Annotated in this window: 23 protein-coding genes; 7 read left to right on the plus strand and 16 right to left on the minus strand. The window is 35.7% G+C overall.

Annotated features, from left to right (window positions below; all coding sequences use genetic code 11):
* Window positions 1-13: 13 nt before the first annotated feature.
* The 5 genes from JF75_RS00560 to JF75_RS00580 all read left to right on the plus strand — a co-directional run bounded on the left by JF75_RS00560 (window position 14) and on the right by JF75_RS00580 (window position 6,354).
* Window positions 14-1,477, plus strand: coding sequence for an SLC13 family permease (locus tag JF75_RS00560; RefSeq protein WP_046331417.1), 1,464 nt, complete (start codon window positions 14-16; stop codon window positions 1,475-1,477).
* Between the two features lie 196 nt (window positions 1,478-1,673).
* Window positions 1,674-3,443, plus strand: coding sequence for an FAD-dependent oxidoreductase (locus tag JF75_RS00565; protein WP_046331418.1), 1,770 nt, complete (start codon window positions 1,674-1,676; stop codon window positions 3,441-3,443).
* A 46-nt stretch (window positions 3,444-3,489) separates the two neighbouring features.
* On the plus strand, window positions 3,490-4,404 hold the full coding sequence (locus JF75_RS00570; protein ID WP_046331419.1) for a shikimate dehydrogenase: 915 nt from the start codon (window positions 3,490-3,492) through the stop codon (window positions 4,402-4,404).
* A gap of 15 nt (window positions 4,405-4,419) precedes the next feature.
* Window positions 4,420-5,178 (plus strand): type I 3-dehydroquinate dehydratase, encoded by a 759-nt coding sequence (aroD, locus tag JF75_RS00575; protein ID WP_046331420.1) that lies wholly within the window; start codon window positions 4,420-4,422, stop codon window positions 5,176-5,178.
* Window positions 5,179-5,328: 150 nt separating this feature from the next.
* On the plus strand, window positions 5,329-6,354 hold the full coding sequence (locus JF75_RS00580; protein ID WP_046331421.1) for an alpha-L-fucosidase: 1,026 nt from the start codon (window positions 5,329-5,331) through the stop codon (window positions 6,352-6,354).
* 64 nt (window positions 6,355-6,418) lie between these two features.
* On the opposite strand, the gene JF75_RS00585 is transcribed toward JF75_RS00580, so the two are convergent.
* The 11 genes from JF75_RS00585 to JF75_RS00635 form a co-directional block, all read right to left on the minus strand.
* A complete protein-coding gene (locus tag JF75_RS00585; RefSeq protein ID WP_046331422.1) occupies window positions 6,419-6,739 on the minus strand; it encodes a type II toxin-antitoxin system RelE/ParE family toxin in 321 nt (106 codons plus the stop codon).
* Window positions 6,739-6,972 carry a type II toxin-antitoxin system prevent-host-death family antitoxin gene (locus JF75_RS00590; protein WP_046331423.1) on the minus strand — a complete coding sequence of 78 codons (234 nt, stop codon included), beginning with the start codon at window positions 6,970-6,972 and terminating at the stop codon, window positions 6,739-6,741. Before JF75_RS00590 ends, JF75_RS00585 begins: the two co-directional genes overlap by 1 nt.
* Window positions 6,973-7,138: 166 nt before the next feature.
* The gene (locus JF75_RS00595; RefSeq protein WP_034981697.1) at window positions 7,139-7,369 is read right to left on the minus strand and encodes a cytochrome b5 domain-containing protein; all 231 of its coding nucleotides are present in this window, start codon (window positions 7,367-7,369) and stop codon (window positions 7,139-7,141) included.
* A 76-nt stretch (window positions 7,370-7,445) separates the two neighbouring features.
* Window positions 7,446-8,327 carry a lysophospholipid acyltransferase family protein gene (locus tag JF75_RS00600; protein ID WP_046331424.1) on the minus strand — a complete coding sequence of 294 codons (882 nt, stop codon included), beginning with the start codon at window positions 8,325-8,327 and terminating at the stop codon, window positions 7,446-7,448.
* Window positions 8,324-9,271: a glycosyltransferase family 8 protein gene (locus JF75_RS00605; RefSeq protein WP_046331425.1), complete on the minus strand. Its 948-nt coding sequence runs from the start codon at window positions 9,269-9,271 to the stop codon at window positions 8,324-8,326. Before JF75_RS00605 ends, JF75_RS00600 begins: the two co-directional genes overlap by 4 nt.
* 20 nt (window positions 9,272-9,291) lie before the next feature.
* Window positions 9,292-10,131 (minus strand): glycosyltransferase, encoded by an 840-nt coding sequence (locus JF75_RS00610; RefSeq protein WP_046331426.1) that lies wholly within the window; start codon window positions 10,129-10,131, stop codon window positions 9,292-9,294.
* Window positions 10,132-10,141: 10 nt separating this feature from the next.
* Window positions 10,142-10,906, minus strand: coding sequence for a lysophospholipid acyltransferase family protein (locus JF75_RS00615; RefSeq protein ID WP_046331427.1), 765 nt, complete (start codon window positions 10,904-10,906; stop codon window positions 10,142-10,144).
* A 229-nt stretch (window positions 10,907-11,135) separates the two neighbouring features.
* Window positions 11,136-11,972 (minus strand): PTS system mannose/fructose/sorbose family transporter subunit IID, encoded by an 837-nt coding sequence (locus JF75_RS00620; RefSeq protein WP_045927366.1) that lies wholly within the window; start codon window positions 11,970-11,972, stop codon window positions 11,136-11,138.
* A gap of 15 nt (window positions 11,973-11,987) precedes the next feature.
* Window positions 11,988-12,833 (minus strand): PTS mannose/fructose/sorbose/N-acetylgalactosamine transporter subunit IIC, encoded by an 846-nt coding sequence (locus JF75_RS00625; RefSeq protein WP_045927367.1) that lies wholly within the window; start codon window positions 12,831-12,833, stop codon window positions 11,988-11,990.
* Between the two features lie 18 nt (window positions 12,834-12,851).
* A complete protein-coding gene (locus JF75_RS00630; protein ID WP_045927368.1) occupies window positions 12,852-13,346 on the minus strand; it encodes a PTS sugar transporter subunit IIB in 495 nt (164 codons plus the stop codon).
* A gap of 23 nt (window positions 13,347-13,369) precedes the next feature.
* Complete coding sequence (locus JF75_RS00635) at window positions 13,370-13,783, minus strand: PTS sugar transporter subunit IIA (RefSeq protein ID WP_045927369.1); 414 nt, start codon at window positions 13,781-13,783, stop codon at window positions 13,370-13,372.
* A 160-nt stretch (window positions 13,784-13,943) separates the two neighbouring features.
* Between JF75_RS00635 and deoC the strand changes: the two genes are divergently transcribed.
* Window positions 13,944-14,651 (plus strand): deoxyribose-phosphate aldolase, encoded by a 708-nt coding sequence (gene deoC, locus JF75_RS00640; RefSeq protein ID WP_045927370.1) that lies wholly within the window; start codon window positions 13,944-13,946, stop codon window positions 14,649-14,651.
* 129 nt (window positions 14,652-14,780) lie between these two features.
* On the plus strand, window positions 14,781-15,500 hold the full coding sequence (locus tag JF75_RS00645) for a GntR family transcriptional regulator (RefSeq protein WP_045927371.1): 720 nt from the start codon (window positions 14,781-14,783) through the stop codon (window positions 15,498-15,500).
* Between the two features lie 53 nt (window positions 15,501-15,553).
* Here the strand turns inward: JF75_RS00645 and JF75_RS00650 are convergent, their stop codons facing one another.
* The 5 genes from JF75_RS00650 to JF75_RS00670 form a co-directional block, all read right to left on the minus strand.
* Window positions 15,554-16,288, minus strand: a complete 735-nt coding sequence (locus JF75_RS00650) for a DUF4097 family beta strand repeat-containing protein (RefSeq protein ID WP_045927372.1) — start codon at window positions 16,286-16,288, stop codon at window positions 15,554-15,556.
* 205 nt (window positions 16,289-16,493) lie between these two features.
* A complete protein-coding gene (locus JF75_RS00655; RefSeq protein WP_046331428.1) occupies window positions 16,494-17,384 on the minus strand; it encodes a DUF4097 family beta strand repeat-containing protein in 891 nt (296 codons plus the stop codon).
* Window positions 17,385-17,471: 87 nt separating this feature from the next.
* Window positions 17,472-18,281 carry a DUF4097 family beta strand repeat-containing protein gene (locus JF75_RS00660; RefSeq protein ID WP_046331429.1) on the minus strand — a complete coding sequence of 270 codons (810 nt, stop codon included), beginning with the start codon at window positions 18,279-18,281 and terminating at the stop codon, window positions 17,472-17,474.
* Window positions 18,282-18,283: 2 nt separating this feature from the next.
* Window positions 18,284-18,928 (minus strand): DUF1700 domain-containing protein, encoded by a 645-nt coding sequence (locus JF75_RS00665; RefSeq protein ID WP_046331430.1) that lies wholly within the window; start codon window positions 18,926-18,928, stop codon window positions 18,284-18,286.
* Window positions 18,912-19,235: a PadR family transcriptional regulator gene (locus JF75_RS00670; protein WP_034980930.1), complete on the minus strand. Its 324-nt coding sequence runs from the start codon at window positions 19,233-19,235 to the stop codon at window positions 18,912-18,914. Before JF75_RS00670 ends, JF75_RS00665 begins: the two co-directional genes overlap by 17 nt.
* Window positions 19,236-20,056: the final 821 nt, after the last annotated feature.

Genomic DNA, 20,056 nt, shown 5'->3' on the forward strand with positions numbered 1-20,056 from the left:
GGGAGGAACAATAATGAGTAAACAAAAGAAAGACTATCTGTTTTTATTGGCTTCTTTTCTGATAATACTAATTTTTGGTACGTTGTTGCCTGCTAGTAATGGTTTAACTCCTCAAGGATTATGGACGCTGGGTATTTTTATAGCTGCATTAGTAATGTGGACTACAATTTCTATTTCGTGGCCAAGCTTAATAGTCCTATTTTTGCTTGGATTAATACCAAGTGTAGGATATCAAGCTGCTTTTACGGGAACTTTTGGCAATTCCACAGTTGCTTTTCTGATTTTTACTTTTGCATTAGTTTACCCACTATCACAAACAAATTTTATAAGAAGATGTACTATAGCGTTAATTACCAACCGGATTGCTAAAAAAAGCCCATGGAGATTTGTGATTTTTCTATTTACTGCCATTACTTTCTTAGGACTTTTTATTTCTCCTACTGTATTGATGGTGACATTTATGCCATTTTTGATTGATATATTTAAAGTGTTGCATATAGAAAAGGGAAGCAAGGTTGGCAGCATGATTACCATGGGAGCGACATTTTGCATCAACCTTTCTTCAGGAATGACAGCAATCGCGCATGTATGGCCAACCTTAGCCATAGGATTTTATAAAGGCGCAACTGGAAAAGAAATATCACAAGTTCAGTACATGATGGTTGGAATTCCTATTGGAATTTTAATTATTATTGGTATGCTTCTTGTTTTTCGTTTTATTTATTGTCCAAATGATATTAAAAATATAAATTTAAAGGCTGTTGAAAAACTTAAGGGAACCATCAAACCTGCTGATAGAAAAGAAAAAATAATATTAGCCACTATGCTTTTAACGGTAATATTATGGATAATGCCTAGCTTTATCAAAGGCATACTTCCTACTGTTTATACAACAATAAGTGGTTGGACTACGGCTTTTCCACCGTTATTAGGATGTATTATATTGATGATTGTCAATATTAACGGAAAAAGTATATTGAGCTTTAAAGAAGTTACAAACAAAGGTATATCTTGGGCTTCCGTCCTTATGGTAGGTGTAGCTAGTGAACTTGGTGCAGTTTTAACTGCTAAAACAATGGGAATTGAAACATGGTTAACGAACATTTTAAGCCCATTAGCTAAAGGGTTGCCAGAAATTCTTTTGGCTCTTTTCTTTATTGTTTGGTGTGTTGTTGAAACTAATTTCTCTTCCAATATTGTGACTACGACTATTGTTTCATCCGTAGCAATTTCTGTAATCAGTTCTTTGAGTACTACAGCAAATGGTATTAATCTAGCAGCAGTAATTATGTTGATTGGCTTTGGTGCTGCTGTTTGCAATATGACCCCTGCAGGTCAAGCGGGCGTTAATCCGGTTGCTATTGGTACGGAATATACAACAGCAAAAGATATGCTGATTTGGGGAGCAGCATTTGCTGTTATATCTATTGTAGTTATGACATTTATCGGTTATCCATTTGCAAAATTAGTCTTGTGATAAATAACATTAATTATTTAAGGTATTCTTTCTGAAATTGATTTAGCAATTTTTTATTATGTCTTGATTCGAATAAGAGTATGCTTTTGCTATTAATTTAAAAAATTGATTAATATTGTAAGATAAATTTATTTTTCTTATGTAATTTCTTTTATATACTGAAAACGGTTAAAAAATGAAAAAGGACTGAACATTAATGACAGAAAAAACAATTAAAGCAACGGCAGAAGGAAGAAATGGTCAAATCGACTTTGATATCAAAGTTGAAAATAATCACATTGCAGATATTAATGTGACAAAAACTGCAGAAACGCCAGGTATCTTTAACCAGGTGGTAGGTAAGTTAAAAAAGAATATTATTAATAATCAAAGTTTTGATGTCGATGCCATTTCTGGTGCCTCCATTATGACACAAGCCATGCTTGATTCTGGAAAGAAAGCCTTAAAAGCAAATGGTGTAAATATTATTTCTAAACCTAGCGATCAATCACATCAAGATATAACTTATGATGTGGATGTAGCTGTAATTGGTTCGGGTATGGCTGGCTTGATGGCAGCCTCTCGGGCACTATCAATGGGTAAAAATGTTCTTTTACTTGAAAAGAATGGCTATCTCGGTGGGGCTACAATTTTAAATGGGTCAAACGTAGTTGGCACTGGTTCAAAATTAGCAGCTGCTTTATTTGGTGAGGAAGCAAAAAAAGATTCTCCACAGCTCCTGGTTCAAGATATTACCCGTGAATGTCGGGGAACTAATTATCCACAACTTTCAAATATACTTGCTCAAAATATTGGTAAAGCAGTTGATTTTATTACTGAATTTGCAGACCTAACTTATCAAAAAGCTGAAACACAGACTATTGAGCATTCTGTTGACCGGCAAATTGAAATGCCAACTGAAAGTTCTTATGAATTGATAACTAAAGTGGCAAATGCCTTTACCAAAAAGGGTGGCAAAATTTTACTTGAAACTCGGGTGGAACAACTTAATAAAAATAAACAGGGCCAGCTTTCCTCTTTAGTTGCTGAAAGCAAACATGAAACAGTTACAGTAAACTTTAAGTCCTTAGTTATGGCAGCTGGTGGCTGGGGCGCTCGTGATTATCGGCAGCATAAGACTAATATTCCTTACTACGGTCCAATGACTTCTACTGGTGATTATTTCGATTTTGCTAAAAATATGAACCTGGCTACACGCAATCTTGATTGGTATAAAGTTTACCCCCATGGTTTAGAAGTTGAACCTGGCATTGCCAAATTAACAACCTATTCAACAAAAGAAGCGACTGATATGGGTGCTATTTTTGTTAATACTAGTGGTAAGCGAATTGTAAATGAATCAGCCCCGTATACTCATTTTCGGGATGCCATTGCAGAGCAAAAGGATAAAATTGCCTTTGTAGTGATGGATGAAAGAACATGGAACAGATTCTATGAATTGCTACTTAAATATGGCTTTACCAAAGATGAAGTGCAAAGTTTCTTTGATCTTGATGGCAAGAAGAGTCCGATTTTAGTAAGCGGAGATTTGCAAACAGTGGCTCAAAAAGCTGGCATTGATTATGAAAACCTAAAGAAGACTTTAACTGACTACGAAAAATATGTTGCCTCAGGTAATGATCCTGAGTTTGGTCGCCCTTCTCAGTTTATGCATAAATATGAAGGCGATACCTACTTTGTGATTGAGCAGAAATTACGTTTTTGTACCACCCTTGGTGGCTATGAAACTAACCAGCATATGCAGCTTTTAGACCAAGACTTTGAAGCACTAGACAATTTCTATGCTGCCGGTGAGATTGTTGGTGGTGCTAATGGTCATGATTCAATGCCAAGTATGATGAATTCGTGGTCCTATGCTTCAGGTTTTGTGGCCGGAACTGAGGCCGCTGATAATGCTAACTATCAAAAGCTGGCAGAGACTGCATCCAATTCAACTGATACAGTGTCTGGTGCCTCTAAAAATTAACTTTGATTAATTATTTTATTTTTAAATTTAATAAAGGAGAAATATAATGACTAATAAAATTACTGGTGTTAATGGTCCGATTACTGGCTGGCTAGATGGTCATACCTACTTAATTGGCTTAATGGCATATCCTATTCGGCATTCAATGTCACCAACTATGCACAATAATGCTTTTGCTAAGTTGGGCTTGAATTATACTTATCTCTGTTTTGAAATTGGCAATGATAAATTAAAAGGTGCAGTTGATGCTATCCGCACTTTAGATATGCGTGGCTCAAACGTTTCGATGCCCAATAAAAAAGAGGTAATCCAGTACCTTGATAAATTATCACCAGCTTCTGAAATGTGTGATGCGGTTAATACTATTGTGAACGATCATGGTGTTTTGACTGGCTACACTACCGATGGCATTGGTTTTGTTCAATCGCTTAAGGATGAAGGCATTGACATTAAAGGCAAAGTGATGACTTTGACTGGTGCTGGCGGTGCTGCAACCCCAATAGCTGTTCAATCAGCTTTAGACGGTGCTAAAGAAATCAGAATTTTTAATATTAAAGACGATAAATGGGCTCAAGCTGAAAAGAACGTCAAAACTATTCAAGAAAAAACTGATTGCCAGGTTTCTTTAACTGAGCTGACTGATCAAGAAGCATTTAAACAATCAATTGCAGAAAGCGATATTTATTGTGATGCCACCAGCGTTGGTATGAAGCCGCTTGAGGATAAGACGCTAGTTTCAGATCCTTCCTGGTTTCATGAAGACATGGTGGTGTTTGACACAGTTTATGCTCCTAGAACTACCAAATTAATGCAAGTGGCTCAAAAAGCTGGCGTTAAGCATGTTTTTGATGGTATTGGCATGATGATTGATCAGGGAGCAGCCTCATTTAAGTTATGGACAGGTAAAGATATGCCAACTGATTATATTCGTGAAATTATGTTTTCAGATGATAATAATTAGTTGAGGTATTGAATAATGGCTACTGTCAAGATTAGAAATATTGTTTTAGGTGCAGGCCTGCCTAAAATTGCTGTGCCTAATGTCGGTTCAACTGAAAAAGAGATCATAGCTTCAGCTAAGAAGATTAAGGCTGCCAAACCAGATTTAATGGAATGGCGTATTGATTATTATGCTGCAGGAATTAAGGATTTTAACACATTAAATACTACTGCCAAGAAATTGCGACAAGAAGTGGGCGAGTTACCAGTTTTAGTTACTTTTCGTACCAAAAATGAAGGTGGAGTTTGTCAACTCGACGAGGACCAGTATTTAAATTTAGTAGAATACGTAGTTACTAATAGGCTGGGTGATGCTGTTGATATTGAACTTTTTCATGATGAAAAAAGAATAAAATCTTTAGTGACTTTAGCTCATAATTACAATGTTGTGGTAATTATGAGTAACCATGATTTTGAAAAGGTGCCAGCTAAAGATGTAATTGAATTTCGTTTACGAAAAATGGCGCAGCTTGGTGCAGATGTCCCTAAATTAGCCTGCATGCCTCATAGTGCCTCTGACGTTTTAACTCTTTTAACTGCAACGACAGAAATGAACAAAGAAATTGCTAATCCCCTGATTACTATGGCTATGGGCGATATTGGTAAAGTCACTAGAGTAGCAGGTCAGGTTTTCGGTTCAAGTCTGTCCTTTGGCGCTGTTGGTAAAACTTCTGCACCTGGTCAGTTGTCAATTGAGGATCTGCGTAACGCGGAAAACTACTTGGCAATACAGTAAATTTTATTAAGATAATAGATATTTTGAGTTAGCTTTAAGTATTAAGGCTAACTCTTTTTTAGTGAAATCAAATTTATACGAAAAATAAGTGTTAAACTTTTATTGACGACACTATGTATTTCCAGCGTAAGTTTAGTAATGGAGAAATGTATGACTGCAAACAAGAATATTGAATGGTTTAAAAATGCTAAATACGGCATGATGATTCACTGGGGTTTATATTCACTTCTTGCTGGTGAGTATGAGGGAAAATCTGCAAGTAATTACGCTGAATGGATTCAGTCTAAATTGCAAATACCTGTTGCAAAGTATTGCCAGCTTGCTGAGGCTTTTAACCCCATCTATTTTGATGCTGATCAGATTGCAGCTTTTGCTAAAAAATGTGGTATGAAATATTTGGTAGTTACAACTAAACACCATGATGGCTTTGCAATGTACCATTCACAAGTAGATTCATATAATGTGTATGATGCAAGCCCATTTCAGCGGGATGTAATCGGTGAACTTGCAACAGCTTGCCAAAAATTCGGCTTAAAGTTGGGCCTTTATTATTCTCAAGACTTAGATTGGCATGAACCAAATGGGGGAGGCTACCTTTCAAATGATATTGAATCCTCTGGTACTACTTGGGATAATAGCTGGGACTTTCCGCAGAAAAATAAGAATTATGATCAGTGCTTTACAGACAAAATTCTGCCTCAGATTAAAGAAATAATGAGTAATTATGGTGAGATAGCTGTTGCCTGGTTTGATGTACCGATGACCTTAACTGCAAGCCAAAGTCAAAAAATTTATGAGACAGTGAAAAAATTGCAGCCAAATTGCCTAATAAATTCACGTCTTGGTAATGGCAAATATGATTATGTTTCCCTTGGCGATAATGAAATTCCCAGTGAAAAAGAAAAGGTGACTAAAAATAATAATTTTAACTCACTTAATGGCCTTAAACCTTCACCATATGGTTTATATGAGTCAGCCGGTACTACTAATGATTCTTGGGGCTTTTCTTACCGTGATCAAAATTGGAAGTCTCCTGCAACTATTTATCACAACCGTAAATATTTAAATAGTTTAGGTATCAATTATTTATTAAATATTGGGCTTGATGGTTTAGGAAGGATCCCCTTGCCCGCACAACAAAGTATTGCTGCTGTAGCCAAATTGGCTGAGAAATAATAGAAATTGGTATATTGTGGTTTAACACTACAAAAGAGGCGCATTCGTTTAGGATGCGCCTTAATTAATGAAAGTAATTTTGGATTTTTTTAATGAGGTCTTCTTTGGTACTTAATATAAGTTCGATATAAATTATTTTCTCTTTTTCATCTACACGGTAGAAGATATATTCATATTTATCAATTAGAACATAATAACCATTAAGTAATTCAGAAAACTTAGCTGCTTTAATGCCCAGATATGGAAATGACTTTAAATTATCCAGTTTTTCCTCTTCCCTAGCCAAAACTTCTTTTTTTACTTTTTCACCAAACTTAGCCAATAAGTATGTTTTTAGGTTTTCAAAATATTCTTTAGAAGGGCTAGATAATTTTAATGAGAACATTAGCTGAATAGTTTTCCTTTAATTTCATCAAAATTATAATGCTTTGACTTTTCAGCTTTTTTCAGCTTAGTTACCAGCTCAAGAGCAGTAGTAAATTCATCATAGTCCCCAATATCTATGAGAGCAAATTTGCCATAGCCGTTTTTGGTAAGAAAAACTGGATTATCTTTTTTAACTTTGTCAAGGACTTTATTGTAATTTCTTAATTCTGAAACAGGTCGAATTTGTAACATGAGCATCACTTCCTTTGACAAATATTGTACATTATTTGTCTAATAATTTACAGTATAATAATGAGCAATAAAGTAAACCAAGATCAGATTGGCAAAAAAGGTAAAAGAAAAGAACCAAGCAGTTTATTAGCTGCTTGATTCTTTTCTTTTTATTTATATTATCTAATTAATCTTCGTAGGTACCGACTTTTTTCAGGTTGCCTAAGACACTTTCACCATGAGGTGATTGTCCTATTGCAACAGTCAGGTCACGACCAGCTAAATTGCCATGGTGTTCGCCATCAGTCCAGTGTGGATTGCCAGTGACATCATAAACAACACCTTTAATAGCGACATAAGCTGGGTTGCCATTTTTACCATCATATTTTGCTAAAGATTCTTTTGTAAACTTCTCCATTGGAAATATCCCCTTTCCAAATACACTTACTTATTGTCACCTTTATTATAGCTCAAAGAATCAACAAGTCTAACTTTTACTTTGATTTTTTTTGATAGTTAAAACGCCAGCCAGCAATATCCCAAGGGGTAAAAGCCGAATCTAACTTACGCTGGTAAGCCTTTTCATAGGCTGCTACTTTTTGCTGGTAATCGCGCTTCATCATCTGCTTAGAATTTTTATTGGCATTCAGTTTAACATCAGGGAAAATAGGTGGCAAAACGTGAACTACATATTTAGTTTGGTAAAAATTAGGGTGGTCTTTCTCTAATTTGTCAATTGTTTGAATTTCAATAAAAGTTGAAATAACCGGCACATTTTGTTTGGCAGCAAAATAATACGCCCCTCGCTTCAATTCCCGTGGTTTGCGGTAATTCCACCACATTTCTTGTTCGGGATAAATTAGGACCCAACTGTTTTGTTCGAGCGCATCATGTAGGTGACGCGGAAATTCGTTACCGATATAGCTGGGAGTTTCTATTAAAGGAATTGTGCCTACGTAGTTCATTAGGTAGCATAATATTCCGGGCAATTTTAAGTTGGTATCTTCAATAGCAATAGTTAAAGAATGGTGGGTTTTATTTGCTAAATGCTTAATGGGTAAAGAGTCAATTTGGTTAAAATGATTGGCGGTAATAATCGCTCCGCCTTGTGGCAAATTAGCTAAATTTTCCAGACCGGTAAATGTCGTGGACGATGTAAGAACGTGCATCAAAGAATTGAAAAGCAAGTGGCCAATCCGATTATTAACTTTTCCCTTAAAAGTTTTTTGCTCTCGCCAAAAAGCATTGACTAATTCTTTGCTTTCCTTTATAGAAAGAACAGGGTCACCAACTTCGACTTTAGCATCCCATTTGCCACTATTGACCGCTTCTTTAATATTTTGAATTACTTGTTCACGATTGTCGCCTATAATCATAAACTGACAGGTCCTTGCTTTTTCACATTAGCCCAATTATATGGGTCATTAATAGTTTTATCTTCTTTAGCCAGCATGTGATCTAATTTATGCCGGTCTTCATCACGTTGCTTATCAGTGTAAGTATTTAGTTCAGTCAACAGATCATTATAAAACTTAGTTTCTTTTGCACTCTTCCAGAAATATTCTTCATATTGAACGTTTTTAAAATGCCATGGTTTAAAGAAAAGATTGTAATGAATCAAGCTGGGATTAGTTAAAGGCTCTGTATTATCATTTGGCATGGCATCCCATTTGGGATCTAAATGTAAAATTCTCTTATCGCCAATTTCGTTTAAATAATCTTGATCAGGGGCAATACAGTCAAAATGATATTTGCTGAGTAAACGCATGAAATGGTCAATGAAATTTTCATCGCGAAAGGCTTTGCAGTTTAAAACCAGCATCCCAGAATTAATGTACTTTTTAGGATCAAGAACTAATACATCCTCAATATAGGCAACCATTTTTGTCACAAATTGAATGGAGGAATCAGTACAAGCTGCAAAGAGATGTTTGCCAAGTTCTGTATCATACAATTTACCAATATCATCATTTACGATTGTGTCACTGTCGATATAAATTGCCTTATCATATTGGGGAAACAGATCGGGAATAAATAAGCGGTAAAAAATGGACATTGTAAAGAAATCAGCTCGTAAATAGTTTTCAGTACGATTTTGAATTGGTGCAACTATTTCATCGTTAATCTTAAAGAATTTAACATGAACATTAGAAGAACCTATTTCTTGTAGGTCCTGTTTGTGCTGCGCTGATAAATCCTGACTTAAAAAATAAACTGTATAATCTTTATCATCAGCAGCATTTTTTACTAAAGAGTTCAGCGAAACTGCTGCGTATTTTGTAAAATCATCACTAATTGCATAAAAAACTGGAATTGTCATATATTTATTTTCTCCAAACATTATTTTTGTACTAAATTGCTTTTCACATTGAGATAGTAATTCAGAATGTCGTCATATTCGTGCAATTTTAGTACGTTATGTACTCGCTTAACATCCCACGGCTTAACTGTCAGGGTATGAAACACAGGCCAAAAACGGAAACTGGTAGTAAAATGCTGAATTACAGTGTCCGACTGTAATTTATACTGTTCATTATAACGACGCGGGGCAATTTTCTTATTTCTGGCATAACGGTTAATTGCAGTTTGATCAGGCATTAATACCGTTCTGGTCTGCAGAAGGTGCCTGATTCTGGCAAATAATTTTGTTTTTCTAATTTCTGGGAGATTGAGTAGCAAGACACCGGAATTAACATAGTCAAAAACTTTGTGTTCATGAAAATTGTGAAAAAAGAACCTTCCCCAATAATCTAGGACACCCGCAAACTCAAAACCGGATAAATCTTGTTGGTAAAAATTGACCAGGCTGCGCCTGACTATTACATCAGCGTCGAGGTACAGTATTTTATTTGGCAACTGTGGTATTTCGTCAGCGAAGAGCCTAAGCATAGCATAAGGAGTAAAATGGGTACTCATGTTAGCTATTAACGGCTCTCTGACAAACAGGCCGGTGCAATCCATTAATTTTAACGTATTGTACGGATTTTGTTTTACCAAAAGTTCTTTTAAATAGTCCGCTGCATGTTTGCTGAAAGGCTTAAATTTCTTGTGATAGCTTTGAGTGTACATTGTTAGGATGTAGATATGGAGTTCCTTTGCACTGCTATTTTTTATTAATGAAAGTGTAGCGATAAGAATGCCATCTTCGGCGTTATGATCGCCACAAAAAAGAATATTCATTGAGAACTCCTTAATTTATTTTTTGATAAATGCAATATTCGAAATTACTTGTTAAGGCACGTTTTTGCATTGTCTGATAAACCTGCTTATGCAGCTTTTCTTGCGCCTGCTTTTTAGTGAGACGTTTATCTGGATAGAAGGGTCCATCGATGTAGACGGTTATCTGCGGTTTCTTACCCCACTTGGGCTTAGAATAAGTTGTAGTCATAGTAAAGCTGGCAGAGTCAAGTGCAACAGGGAAATGCATGCTGTCTACGGGAAAAGGCCTGATTTTAGTGTAATACGGCCAAACATGAGATTCAGGATAAATGACGACCACCTTTTTGGCTTTAATAACAGCAGTGATAGCTTTAATCAATTTGGCAGATTGTTCTATGTTTTGACCAACAGGAAGTCCAAAATATGGTAAAACTAGTTTTCCTAAAATAGGTATGCCCCAATTTGATTGTGCTGCAATAGCATAGTAACTTTTTGCAGGAATAATGCTGAGTGGCAGAACCACATCGCCAAAAGTTTGGGTATGGTTACCGTAGATAAAAAATCCTTGATCATTTATAGCCCGCAAATTTTCTTTGCCAATTATTCGTACTCTCAGAATCAAATTAATATAGACCATACTAATTAAATGTCCTAAAGGACGTACAATTTTAGACCAGATTTTCTTACCTAATGATTTCGGAAAAACAGCATAACTATTTGGTAAATGATAATCTTGGTTCAGGCTAACTACCAGATCATCTGTTAAATGATGATAGAAGAATTTTCGCTTGCCCATCTAACCCTTCTTTCAATAAAGTCAATAAGTAATTTTATCATGAATTGCTTAAGATTAAAAAGGTTGCTAAAAAGCTTGATAAAATAGTATAAACTGCCATTTAATCTATCAACATATATAGAAATAAAAAATGATTTTTTGTAATTTTAAGTAATTATATATAAAAAGAGCACACTAATCAAAGTGTACTCTATTATCTGCCAAAAAGCAGAGTAAAAATGAACTTTTATTAAAATAACCCAATCAAACAGCCGATAGTTACAATCACAACCATGATGATAATTACTTTAGTAGCTGTCATTTGTTTACTAGAAACAAGCCACCAGCCTAAAATAACCATTGCTAGTGGTAAAAGTCCTGGAAAGATACCGTCTAGGACTGTTTGTAAAGGTTGCGATTTGCCTCCCAAAGGAATTTTAGCCACAGTTTTGAGAACAATTGTATTTGCAGCTAAAGCTCCTACGACCATTACGCCTAAGATGTTAAACGCATCAGTAATTCTCTTGGAATTTTCGCCCACAATAGTGTCGATTGCACCAACACCCAATTTATAACCGCTGTGAAAGGCAATATAGGAAATTGTGGGTCCGATTATGCCATAAGCAATAATGTAAAATAAAGGTCCGACGGGACTGCCGCCTTTAGCCAAGCTCATTGCAATTGATAACAAAATAGGAACGATAATGCCTTGAATAATTGAATCACCAATACCGGCCAAAGGACCCATTAAAGTAGCTTTAATGTTAACGGGCATTTCTTCTGAAACATCGTTGCCCAAAGCAATTTGCTCTTCCAAAGAAGCAACAATCCCATTAATAATTTGACCTGTTTGCGGTTCGGTATTGTAAAACATGGAATGACGCTCAAGCAAGCGTCTCTTTTTCTCAGGATCATTTTTATAATATTTGCGCGCAAATGGTAAATAAGAATATGCCCAAGCGTGTCCCTGCAACTTTTCATAACTCATCGAACTGAGGTGTGTAAAACCCCACCTATACCATATTTGATTAAGTTCATGTTTTGTTAGTAGCTTTTGTGGTTCAGTATTATTTTCTTTTGTAGCCATTTTTAACACCTCTCTTTAAAATAAGTCTTCATCTTCATATTCGTCATCATTATCAACCGCCTGTTCTGCATTATTTGCAGAGCTAGTAGCAGTAGGAGTAGTGCTTTTACCAGTTGACATGTAATACAAATATGCGACTAAAGCAGAAATAAAGACAATTGCAATCATGCTTAATTTGGCAAAAGCAAGTAAAACAAAGCCAACAAAGAAGAAAATAAAGTGTGATTTGTTTTTGATCACTATGCTCATTAACATGGCAATACCCAAGGCTGGCAAAACGCCGCCCAAAACCTGAATAATGTGGGTTACAATAGCAGGAATGCTGTCGATTAGCCAATTGACTAAACCTTTACCATAGTAAATTGCCAGAAAAACTGGTACAGCACGTAAAAGGAAGGTAGTGATTTGCGGATAAACTAAATGGTTCAGGACAATACCACGGTCATCATTATTATGAGCGGCGTTTTCGGCACGGGTATTCCAGAAAGAGTAAAGGGCCATTCTGCCGTTATAGAAAATTAAGCCAAATGTCTGACCAATGAGAATAGATAAGGTAACAGCGATTGCAGGATTTTTAGTGGTCGCCATGGCTAAGCCAATTCCGCCATAAGCTGCATAAGTAATTTCACTGTTAGTAGCACCTCCAGTTGACAGGTTGGCGATGAAAACCGCTTGGACAGCTAAGCCACATAAAATACCATTTTTAATGTCACCAAAGGCCAGGCCGACCAGTAGACCGGCTACTAAAGGTCTACCAACAATGTAGAATCCCCCAGACATACCAAATAGCCAAGGGGTTTCAATCGCTCCCAGGTAACAGAAAATTCCTGTTAAAAGTGCGGGAAAAAATAAATTATTCATTTTTATTGCCTCCAAAAATTAGGACATAGAATCATATTTCTTTTTCATGGTTGACCAAGGCTTAATTTCATCATCAGGTAATAGCTGAAATTGAATATCAATGCCATGTTTAGCAATATCTTCAAAAGCGTTATAGTCATCCTGATCAATGGCTACAGTCCGTCCGAGCACCTTAGTTCCTGGACGGGTATTCATCGGACCAACATTTAATACTTTGCCAAAATCAATTCCCATGTCTGCCATTTGGGCAAAAGTCTTGGGAGAGTCACTGATTAAGAAGAATTTCTTCTTAGACTCAATTCCTTTTTTAATTTTGTCGCCAGCTTCAGCAACCGTATAAATACCAACTTTTAAATCGTTAGCAGCAGCTTTTAAGACCTTGCGGCGTAACTTGTCATGGGCAATATTATCACCGACAACTAAAATGCCGTCCACAGGACGTGCTTTTGTCCAACGGGTCATAGTTTGGCCGTGGATTACCCGATCATCAATTCTTACTACTGAAATACTCATTATTAATACACCTTTCTTATTTTTTAAAATTCAATATCGTCATCATCATCTTGCTGGTCTTGAGCAACTTCAATACCATTGGTTCCTGCCTGTAGAACTGTCTGTACGGCTTCATCAAGCGTTGTATTGTCAGATAACTGAGGGACAAGTTCTAAAAGCATTGGTAGGTTCAGACCACTGACTACCCGGGTTTTTTCTGTATGAGCCAAGTAGTACTTATAAGACTCATTGTATGGAGTTCCACCTTTTAAATCTGCCAGAATTAAGACTGGTTCTGTCTCACCGTCAAGCAGCTCTTGTAGACGGTCGCAATATGAACCAATTCCTTTTTCATCTAATTCAAGTGTCATGATATGGTCTGATTTGCCGGCAATAAATTCAAAGCCAGAAGCGATGCCTTGTGCTAAATGTCCGTGTGAAGTTAATAATATTTTCACTAAAATCACTCCTTTTGTAAATACATATTAATTTACAACACAATTATATGTAATCGCTTTATATAAGTCAAACACTATTTTTAAATAAAAAGTAAGCGGTTGACATTATAACTTTCTGTGGTTAAAATCAGTTTATGTAAATACAAAAAGGAGAATAACAATGAAATATACAATAGATGACTTTGCACGACTAATTGATCATACTAACTTACATGCGGATGCGACTGAAGAAGACATGAAAAAGCTTTGTGATGAAGCTAAAAAATATCATTTTAAGATGGTAGCAATTAATGAGGTTCAATCTGAATTTTGTGCCCAGCAACTAAAGGGGACAGATATTGATACAGGAGCTGCAATTAGTTTTCCTTTGGGACAAACTACAATAACTTGTAAATTGGCAGAAACTAAAGATGCGTTACAAAACGGTGCCAATGAAATCGATTATGTTGTTAATTTAACGCAAGTGCGGGTTCATAATTGGTCTTATATTGAAGATGAAATGACTCAAATGGTTAAACTTTGCCATGATCACGATGTGCCATGTAAGGTCATTTTTGAAACCTGCTACTTGACTAAAGCTGAAATTAAACAGCTGGCCTTGATTGCTAAAAAGGTGAAACCAGATTTTGTCAAAACTTCAACTGGCTTTGGCACCGCTGGCGCAAAAGTAGAAGATGTAAAACTGATGAAAGAAAATGTTGGTTCGAATGTTAAAGTCAAAGCTGCAGGTGGAATTCGCAATACCGATGATTTTTTAGCAATGATTGCAGCCGGAGCAGAACGGATAGGCACGAGCTCGGGCGTAAAGATTATTGAAACTCTTAAACAGCGGTTTGAAAAAGACGGCATTAACTCAATTGAAATTTAAGTGTGAATAAAAAAATAGTGTTAAAAAAACCAGTGTAAATAAGGGCTATTTAGCTCTTTACACCGGTTTTTGGCATGGTATAGTATTCTTATAATGGTATAATTAACAAGATGAAAGTGGTGGAACTAATTGGTAAAAAAAGAACTCCCTAAATATCAAGTAATTGCCAACGATCTTTTGAATAAAATTCAAACTGGCATTTATGCGCAAAATACAATTATTCCTCCAGAAACTGAATTAGCGGATAAATATCAGGTAAGTCGACCAACAATGAGGCAAGCGATCTCATTGCTGGTCAATCAAGGTTATTTAGAGCGGCGTCGTAAAAGGGGCACCCTGGTTAAAAAAGTTAAAATCGAGCAGGAATTTACCCATTTGATTGAAAGCTATAGCGCAGAAATGAGTGCCAAAGGCATCTACCCTAAAACCAATCTGCTTTATTTTGATGAAGAAAAAGCTACACCCGAAGTATGCAAAAATTTACAGCTGCCTGAGAAAGCACCAGTTTTTAAATTAGTGCGGCTGCGCTATGCTAATGATCAACCGATTGTTTTAGTTACAACTTATGTGCCTAAACAGAGGATACCTGAGTTGATTAATTATAATTTTGCCCAAGATTCTTTATACAGCACACTTGAAAAATACCATTTAAAAGTCACCCGGGTAATTAGAAAATTGGAAGTAATGGAAGCTGAGGAAACTACCGCCAACTTATTAAATATTGCAGTCCATAAGCCGATTTTTTACTTTCACACTCAAGGACTGACAAGGGATGAGCAGCCCATTGAGTACTCAATCGCTAAATACCGCGGAGACATTAATTCATTTATAATAGATGTCCAGCGTTAATTTGATATATAAAAAGACTTACTTTGCCTGTGCAAGTCGAAGTAAGTCTTCTTTTATTGAATTTTGATTGAGCCAACCGAGCTGATAGCAGTTAATTGATTGGCACTACCTTCATGCTTGTAAAAATGCTTGCCCATTCTACTGCCGTGAAAGTAGATCGAGCCTAAAGTGGCGAATAAATCGTAATCTGTCTTATGCTCTTCATCATCTATCATTTTTAGTGAACCAGCGGCTAGTTTAAAGTGGTTTTTCCCTTGCAAGCTTGTGACCCTGATAGTTCCGGCAGCCAAATTTGCGTGAGAATTCATCTTACAGTGATTGATGGATAAACTGCCAGCGTCTAGCACCATTTCGGCTTTATTTTGGATCGTGACGTCCTGTAATTTTAAGGAACCGGCATTTGCTCTGACTTCAAGTTGCTGCATGTTAAGTCCAGCTAGATCAATGCTGCCAGCAAAATTATTTAGCTGGACTTCATTCAGTTCTGCAGCTTGCGGTACTGTAATTGTTATTTTAGGTTTAATTCTGCTAATATAAACTTTTTTGTGAAAATGAGGCTTTCGTTCACGAATAAAAAGGGTTTGCTCTGCCACACGAATTTTTATTCGATTAGGATTAATGTCATGAGTTGATATATGAAAACCAGCGCCCACTTGAATAGTGACACTAGCGGTGGCTATTTCGGCATCTATGTTAATAAAATTTTCTAAATCAATTTCTTGCGATTCTACTTTTTCATCATGAGCTTCAAATTCTTTGTCGAAGTCTCCGTCAATATATATTTTCATGATTAAGCTGTCTCTTATCTTTTTAACATGAATTTAATTTTTTCTTTATCTTATGATATCACGCTAGCTTAAGTGAAGCAATAAAAAAATAAAGTATTAGATTTAGTCAGCTAAAATAACCATTTAAAAAGACTAGGATTAATTTTAAAAATCAATCCCAGTCTTTTGCTTTATGTGGGTTAATCAGTTGCAAGATGTATAGAAGTTAATTTATGAGAATGTCACCATCACCACAAGAAACTTTGAGTAGAGGCGCATCCCTTAATTTTCTAGCAAAATGTCTGTGATAGTTATTACCGTGAAATATAAGCTCATCCTCTGAAGAAGTTGCCAACTGGTAACTGATCTTAGGCGGTCTGCTCATTTGGAAATCTCCTTCACTCAAATTAAAGGAGCTGTCAGCCATTAACTTGGAATCATTGACTCTGACATCACCGTCACCCAAAGTTGCCTTAATTTTAAATTGACTATTTGTAACAGTTAAATCACCATCACTCAAATTTAAGATACCACTGGTTAAAGTTGAATTAGTAATTTTTAAGTCACCGTCAGCAAGGTCAAAATTGGCTTTGTGAGTTGTCACATTTTCAGCGCTAACATTACCATCTTCAAGCTGTAAATTGAGGTCAGCAACAGCTAAGTCGGCTAAATGAATATTACCCTCAGAACATGATCCAGTTATTTCCTTTAGCGAGTCTGCTTCTGGAACAGTGACAATTATTTTATAAGTCCCGTCTTCATATGCGTTATCATCAGATATGGTCAGTTGGTCATCCTCAACTTTAGCGCTGATCTTTTTTACATTAGGACCGCTAACTTTAACTTGGAAGTTGTCTCCTTTAGCAATTTGGATATTGGGTTCTTCAGCGTCAATATTAATTTTAGAGAACTTGCCTACGTTGAAAGTACGGGATTTTGCTGGTACATGATGTGAGTATGCGTGAGTTTGATTACGATTAAAAAAGTTTTCAATATTGGTTGTTATGCCTGAATGGATATTATTGATATCTTCTCTGCCACCGTTAGTTTCACCAATACCAAGCAAAATTATACCGATAGTAATGATGGCAACACTGATTAGGTAAAACTTTTTCATTTTGATTCTCCTTGTTTTAGATAAGTTTTTAATTTTAAAATGGGTATTACTAACCAAGAAAACATCTAAGTAAAGTTTACTTGCCCACTAATTAATTAGAATATCGCCATCCATACTAGTAACTTTTAATACGGGTTTATTTTTAACTTTTTTTGCAAAATGATTGGAATGGTAAGAACCTTTAAAAATGATTTTATCATCCGAGTGATTTGTCAATACATAGTTGATCTTAGGCGCGTTTGACATTGAAAAGTCACCGTCATTCAATATAATTGAGCTGTTATTTAGTATTTGAGAGTCGCTAATCTTAACATCGCCATCATTTAGTTTTAGTGAACTACGTGAAAAAGTCGACTGGTTTACTTTGAGGTCACCGTCATTTGAATTTAGGTCAAGGCTTTTCGCAGTAAGCTTATTAATCAAAACGTCACCATCTTCTATTGTCAAATTGATGCGGGGAACGTTTAAACTATTGATATAAAAATCGCCTTCTGCACAAAAACCAGTTATCTTTTTTATGGCGCTTTTAGCAGGAATATAAACATCAACGCTATAATAACCATCGTTATAATCATGTTCAGGCTGATCCGAAATAGTGAGCATATTATGATCAACTTTAGTTTTTATTTTTTTGATGTCTGCTCCGTGTCCCCCTCTAACAACCACTTTAAACTTGTTAATATCCTTAAGTGAAATTCGGATATCGGGTCTGTAACAGGCTAACTTAATATTGTCGAACTTTTTCACGTAAAAAGTTTTGCTTTCATTATAATGAGCGTGTTTACCATTATAATCATGTGACGGGTTATCATTTAATCTAAATACGACTAGTAGAATCAGCCCGATAAGTAGTAGCAGTCCAAAGATTAGACCACAAATTTTATAAAACTTTTTCATTTTTATTTTTCCTTATCTGTATTTTTTCCGGTATTAGTTTGAAAATAATTTTTCTTTAAAATATTTTTACCAAGGTTACGCATAAACTGGGTACACTTGGCAATTAAAATTTTGCCTAATTTGATAATGAATGGGAGTAATAAAAGAATAATGCCAATGCAAATTAAGGATTTACCCAAGTAAAGACAGCCGACTGGCCAGTTGTGAGTGAATAGCAGGGTTAATGACTTAAGTAAGTTTAAGCCACCACCGACAAAGAATTTAAACAAAAAGGCTATTATAGTAAAAAATAAGCCAAAGAAAACTGCGAGTATAAAGAAGAGCACGAATAAAATTGCTAAAACGAGTGGGATGCCAATTGGAGCAGCACAAATTCCTAATAAAATGTACCAGCTGGCCTTTAAGTTTGACTTCGGAGTCTCCTTTCTTGGAGAAACAGAATCATCTTTGCTTGAATAATCGGCTAAAATATTGATTGCTAATTGTTTAGGCGTTCCTAGTTCAGCTTCGATGGTAGAACGTCTGATGAAGTTACCGTCCAATAAAAATTCGTGGTAAAATTCGACAACATCTTCGCGATCTTTTTCAGGCAAATCAGCTAAGTTTTGTTCTAGTTCGGAAATATAATCATCAATTACTTTGGTCATTTTGCCCTCCTAATACTTGATTAACTCTTGCACTAAAATCTTGCCATTCATCTTGAATTGTATTTAGCAGCGTGAGGCCTTCATCAGTAATGTGATAGTAACGTCGGTTGCGTCCTTGATAAGGCTCATCATAAGTTGTTAAGCAGTTATTCTTTTTTAGTCTGCGTAAAACAGGATAGATAGTTGACTCGGAGATAGAAAAAATCTTTTGCACATTTTGTGTCAAAGCGTAGCCATACAGATCATCTTGTTTTAGAAAAGCTAAAACCGCACCATCTAGCAAACGAGTTGGTATTTGGATTGCCATGCTTTGCCTCCCCTAATACTATATGTTATATAATATTTTAATTTAGGACATAAAAATTAGCAAGCTAAATTATAAAATCACTGATTTGTTTTTGCTAATTTTTTAGACAAAAGAAATTTTTAACTAATAAATTTGAACGTCGTTTTGCCACTTAAAAATTACTTTGACTACAATTTCAAAGTAATTTTTTGGCTTACAAAAAAATCTTGCAGCACTCAAAAAAAATATTTCCGATTGGCAGCTAACTTACGAAGCAAAATTGGCTTAAGCTCAACTGCCTAAAAATTATTTATAGCATAATTTTTTGCAAATTTTTTTAAACTTTAATTTCTGCAATCAAGCTTAAAAAATGATCCATAGCATTCAATTTACCCATTTTCACAAACTTTTAGTGAAGAACATAAGGGAATCTGCTATCTCTTACCTTTGGTAAGAGCATAGCTTGGCGGTGCCAAGCGGTTCCAGGGTATCAGTGGGGTGCTATCATTTTTGGACTCAACTATCCCAATCAGGGACGGTTATAAACGCTGATATAAAGCTATTTGTCCCAGTTAGGGTTGTGAAATTTTTTAACTGTCCCAGATGGGACTGCTATAAATGTTGCTAAATCAACTTTTATTGAAAGTGCTTAGGGCAGTTAAATTCACTTGTAGGCAACAAAAAAGCGATCCGATTGGATCGCTCAATTGGCTTGCGACTGATTAGATCGCTTGCACGCTTACATGGATGATTAGCCATGTACTACTATTCTTAGATTAATTATAGCATATCATTCAATATTTGCTAAACTAAAGCAGTACGCTTTTGGCGCTACTTCGTTT

The sequence above is a fragment of the Lactobacillus kimbladii genome (genome assembly GCF_000970755.1).
In the GTDB taxonomy this organism is placed as follows: Bacteria; Bacillota; Bacilli; order Lactobacillales; family Lactobacillaceae; genus Lactobacillus; species Lactobacillus kimbladii.

Excerpts from the sequence above, each read along its gene's own strand:
- JF75_RS00590 (WP_046331423.1), bottom strand. The coding sequence starts at position 6,972 with ATGTTACAAATTCGACCTGTTTCAGAATTAAGAAATTACAATAAAGTC.
- JF75_RS00670 (WP_034980930.1), bottom strand. The coding sequence starts at position 19,235 with ATGGCAATCCAAATACCAACTCGTTTGCTAGATGGTGCGGTTTTAGCT.
- JF75_RS00580 (WP_046331421.1), top strand. The coding sequence starts at position 5,329 with ATGACTGCAAACAAGAATATTGAATGGTTTAAAAATGCTAAATACGGC.
- JF75_RS00655 (WP_046331428.1), bottom strand. The coding sequence starts at position 17,384 with ATGAAAAAGTTTTACCTAATCAGTGTTGCCATCATTACTATCGGTATA.
- JF75_RS00565 (WP_046331418.1), top strand. The coding sequence starts at position 1,674 with ATGACAGAAAAAACAATTAAAGCAACGGCAGAAGGAAGAAATGGTCAA.
- JF75_RS00560 (WP_046331417.1), top strand. The coding sequence starts at position 14 with ATGAGTAAACAAAAGAAAGACTATCTGTTTTTATTGGCTTCTTTTCTG.
- JF75_RS00595 (WP_034981697.1), bottom strand. The coding sequence starts at position 7,369 with ATGGAGAAGTTTACAAAAGAATCTTTAGCAAAATATGATGGTAAAAAT.
- JF75_RS00615 (WP_046331427.1), bottom strand. The coding sequence starts at position 10,906 with ATGGGCAAGCGAAAATTCTTCTATCATCATTTAACAGATGATCTGGTA.
- JF75_RS00600 (WP_046331424.1), bottom strand. The coding sequence starts at position 8,327 with ATGATTATAGGCGACAATCGTGAACAAGTAATTCAAAATATTAAAGAA.
- JF75_RS00650 (WP_045927372.1), bottom strand. The coding sequence starts at position 16,288 with ATGAAAATATATATTGACGGAGACTTCGACAAAGAATTTGAAGCTCAT.
- JF75_RS00660 (WP_046331429.1), bottom strand. The coding sequence starts at position 18,281 with ATGAAAAAGTTTTATAAAATTTGTGGTCTAATCTTTGGACTGCTACTA.
- aroD (WP_046331420.1), top strand. The coding sequence starts at position 4,420 with ATGGCTACTGTCAAGATTAGAAATATTGTTTTAGGTGCAGGCCTGCCT.
- JF75_RS00630 (WP_045927368.1), bottom strand. The coding sequence starts at position 13,346 with ATGAGTATTTCAGTAGTAAGAATTGATGATCGGGTAATCCACGGCCAA.
- JF75_RS00665 (WP_046331430.1), bottom strand. The coding sequence starts at position 18,928 with ATGACCAAAGTAATTGATGATTATATTTCCGAACTAGAACAAAACTTA.
- deoC (WP_045927370.1), top strand. The coding sequence starts at position 13,944 with ATGAAATATACAATAGATGACTTTGCACGACTAATTGATCATACTAAC.
- JF75_RS00570 (WP_046331419.1), top strand. The coding sequence starts at position 3,490 with ATGACTAATAAAATTACTGGTGTTAATGGTCCGATTACTGGCTGGCTA.
- JF75_RS00585 (WP_046331422.1), bottom strand. The coding sequence starts at position 6,739 with ATGTTCTCATTAAAATTATCTAGCCCTTCTAAAGAATATTTTGAAAAC.
- JF75_RS00605 (WP_046331425.1), bottom strand. The coding sequence starts at position 9,271 with ATGACAATTCCAGTTTTTTATGCAATTAGTGATGATTTTACAAAATAC.
- JF75_RS00620 (WP_045927366.1), bottom strand. The coding sequence starts at position 11,972 with ATGGCTACAAAAGAAAATAATACTGAACCACAAAAGCTACTAACAAAA.
- JF75_RS00610 (WP_046331426.1), bottom strand. The coding sequence starts at position 10,131 with ATGAATATTCTTTTTTGTGGCGATCATAACGCCGAAGATGGCATTCTT.
- JF75_RS00625 (WP_045927367.1), bottom strand. The coding sequence starts at position 12,833 with ATGAATAATTTATTTTTTCCCGCACTTTTAACAGGAATTTTCTGTTAC.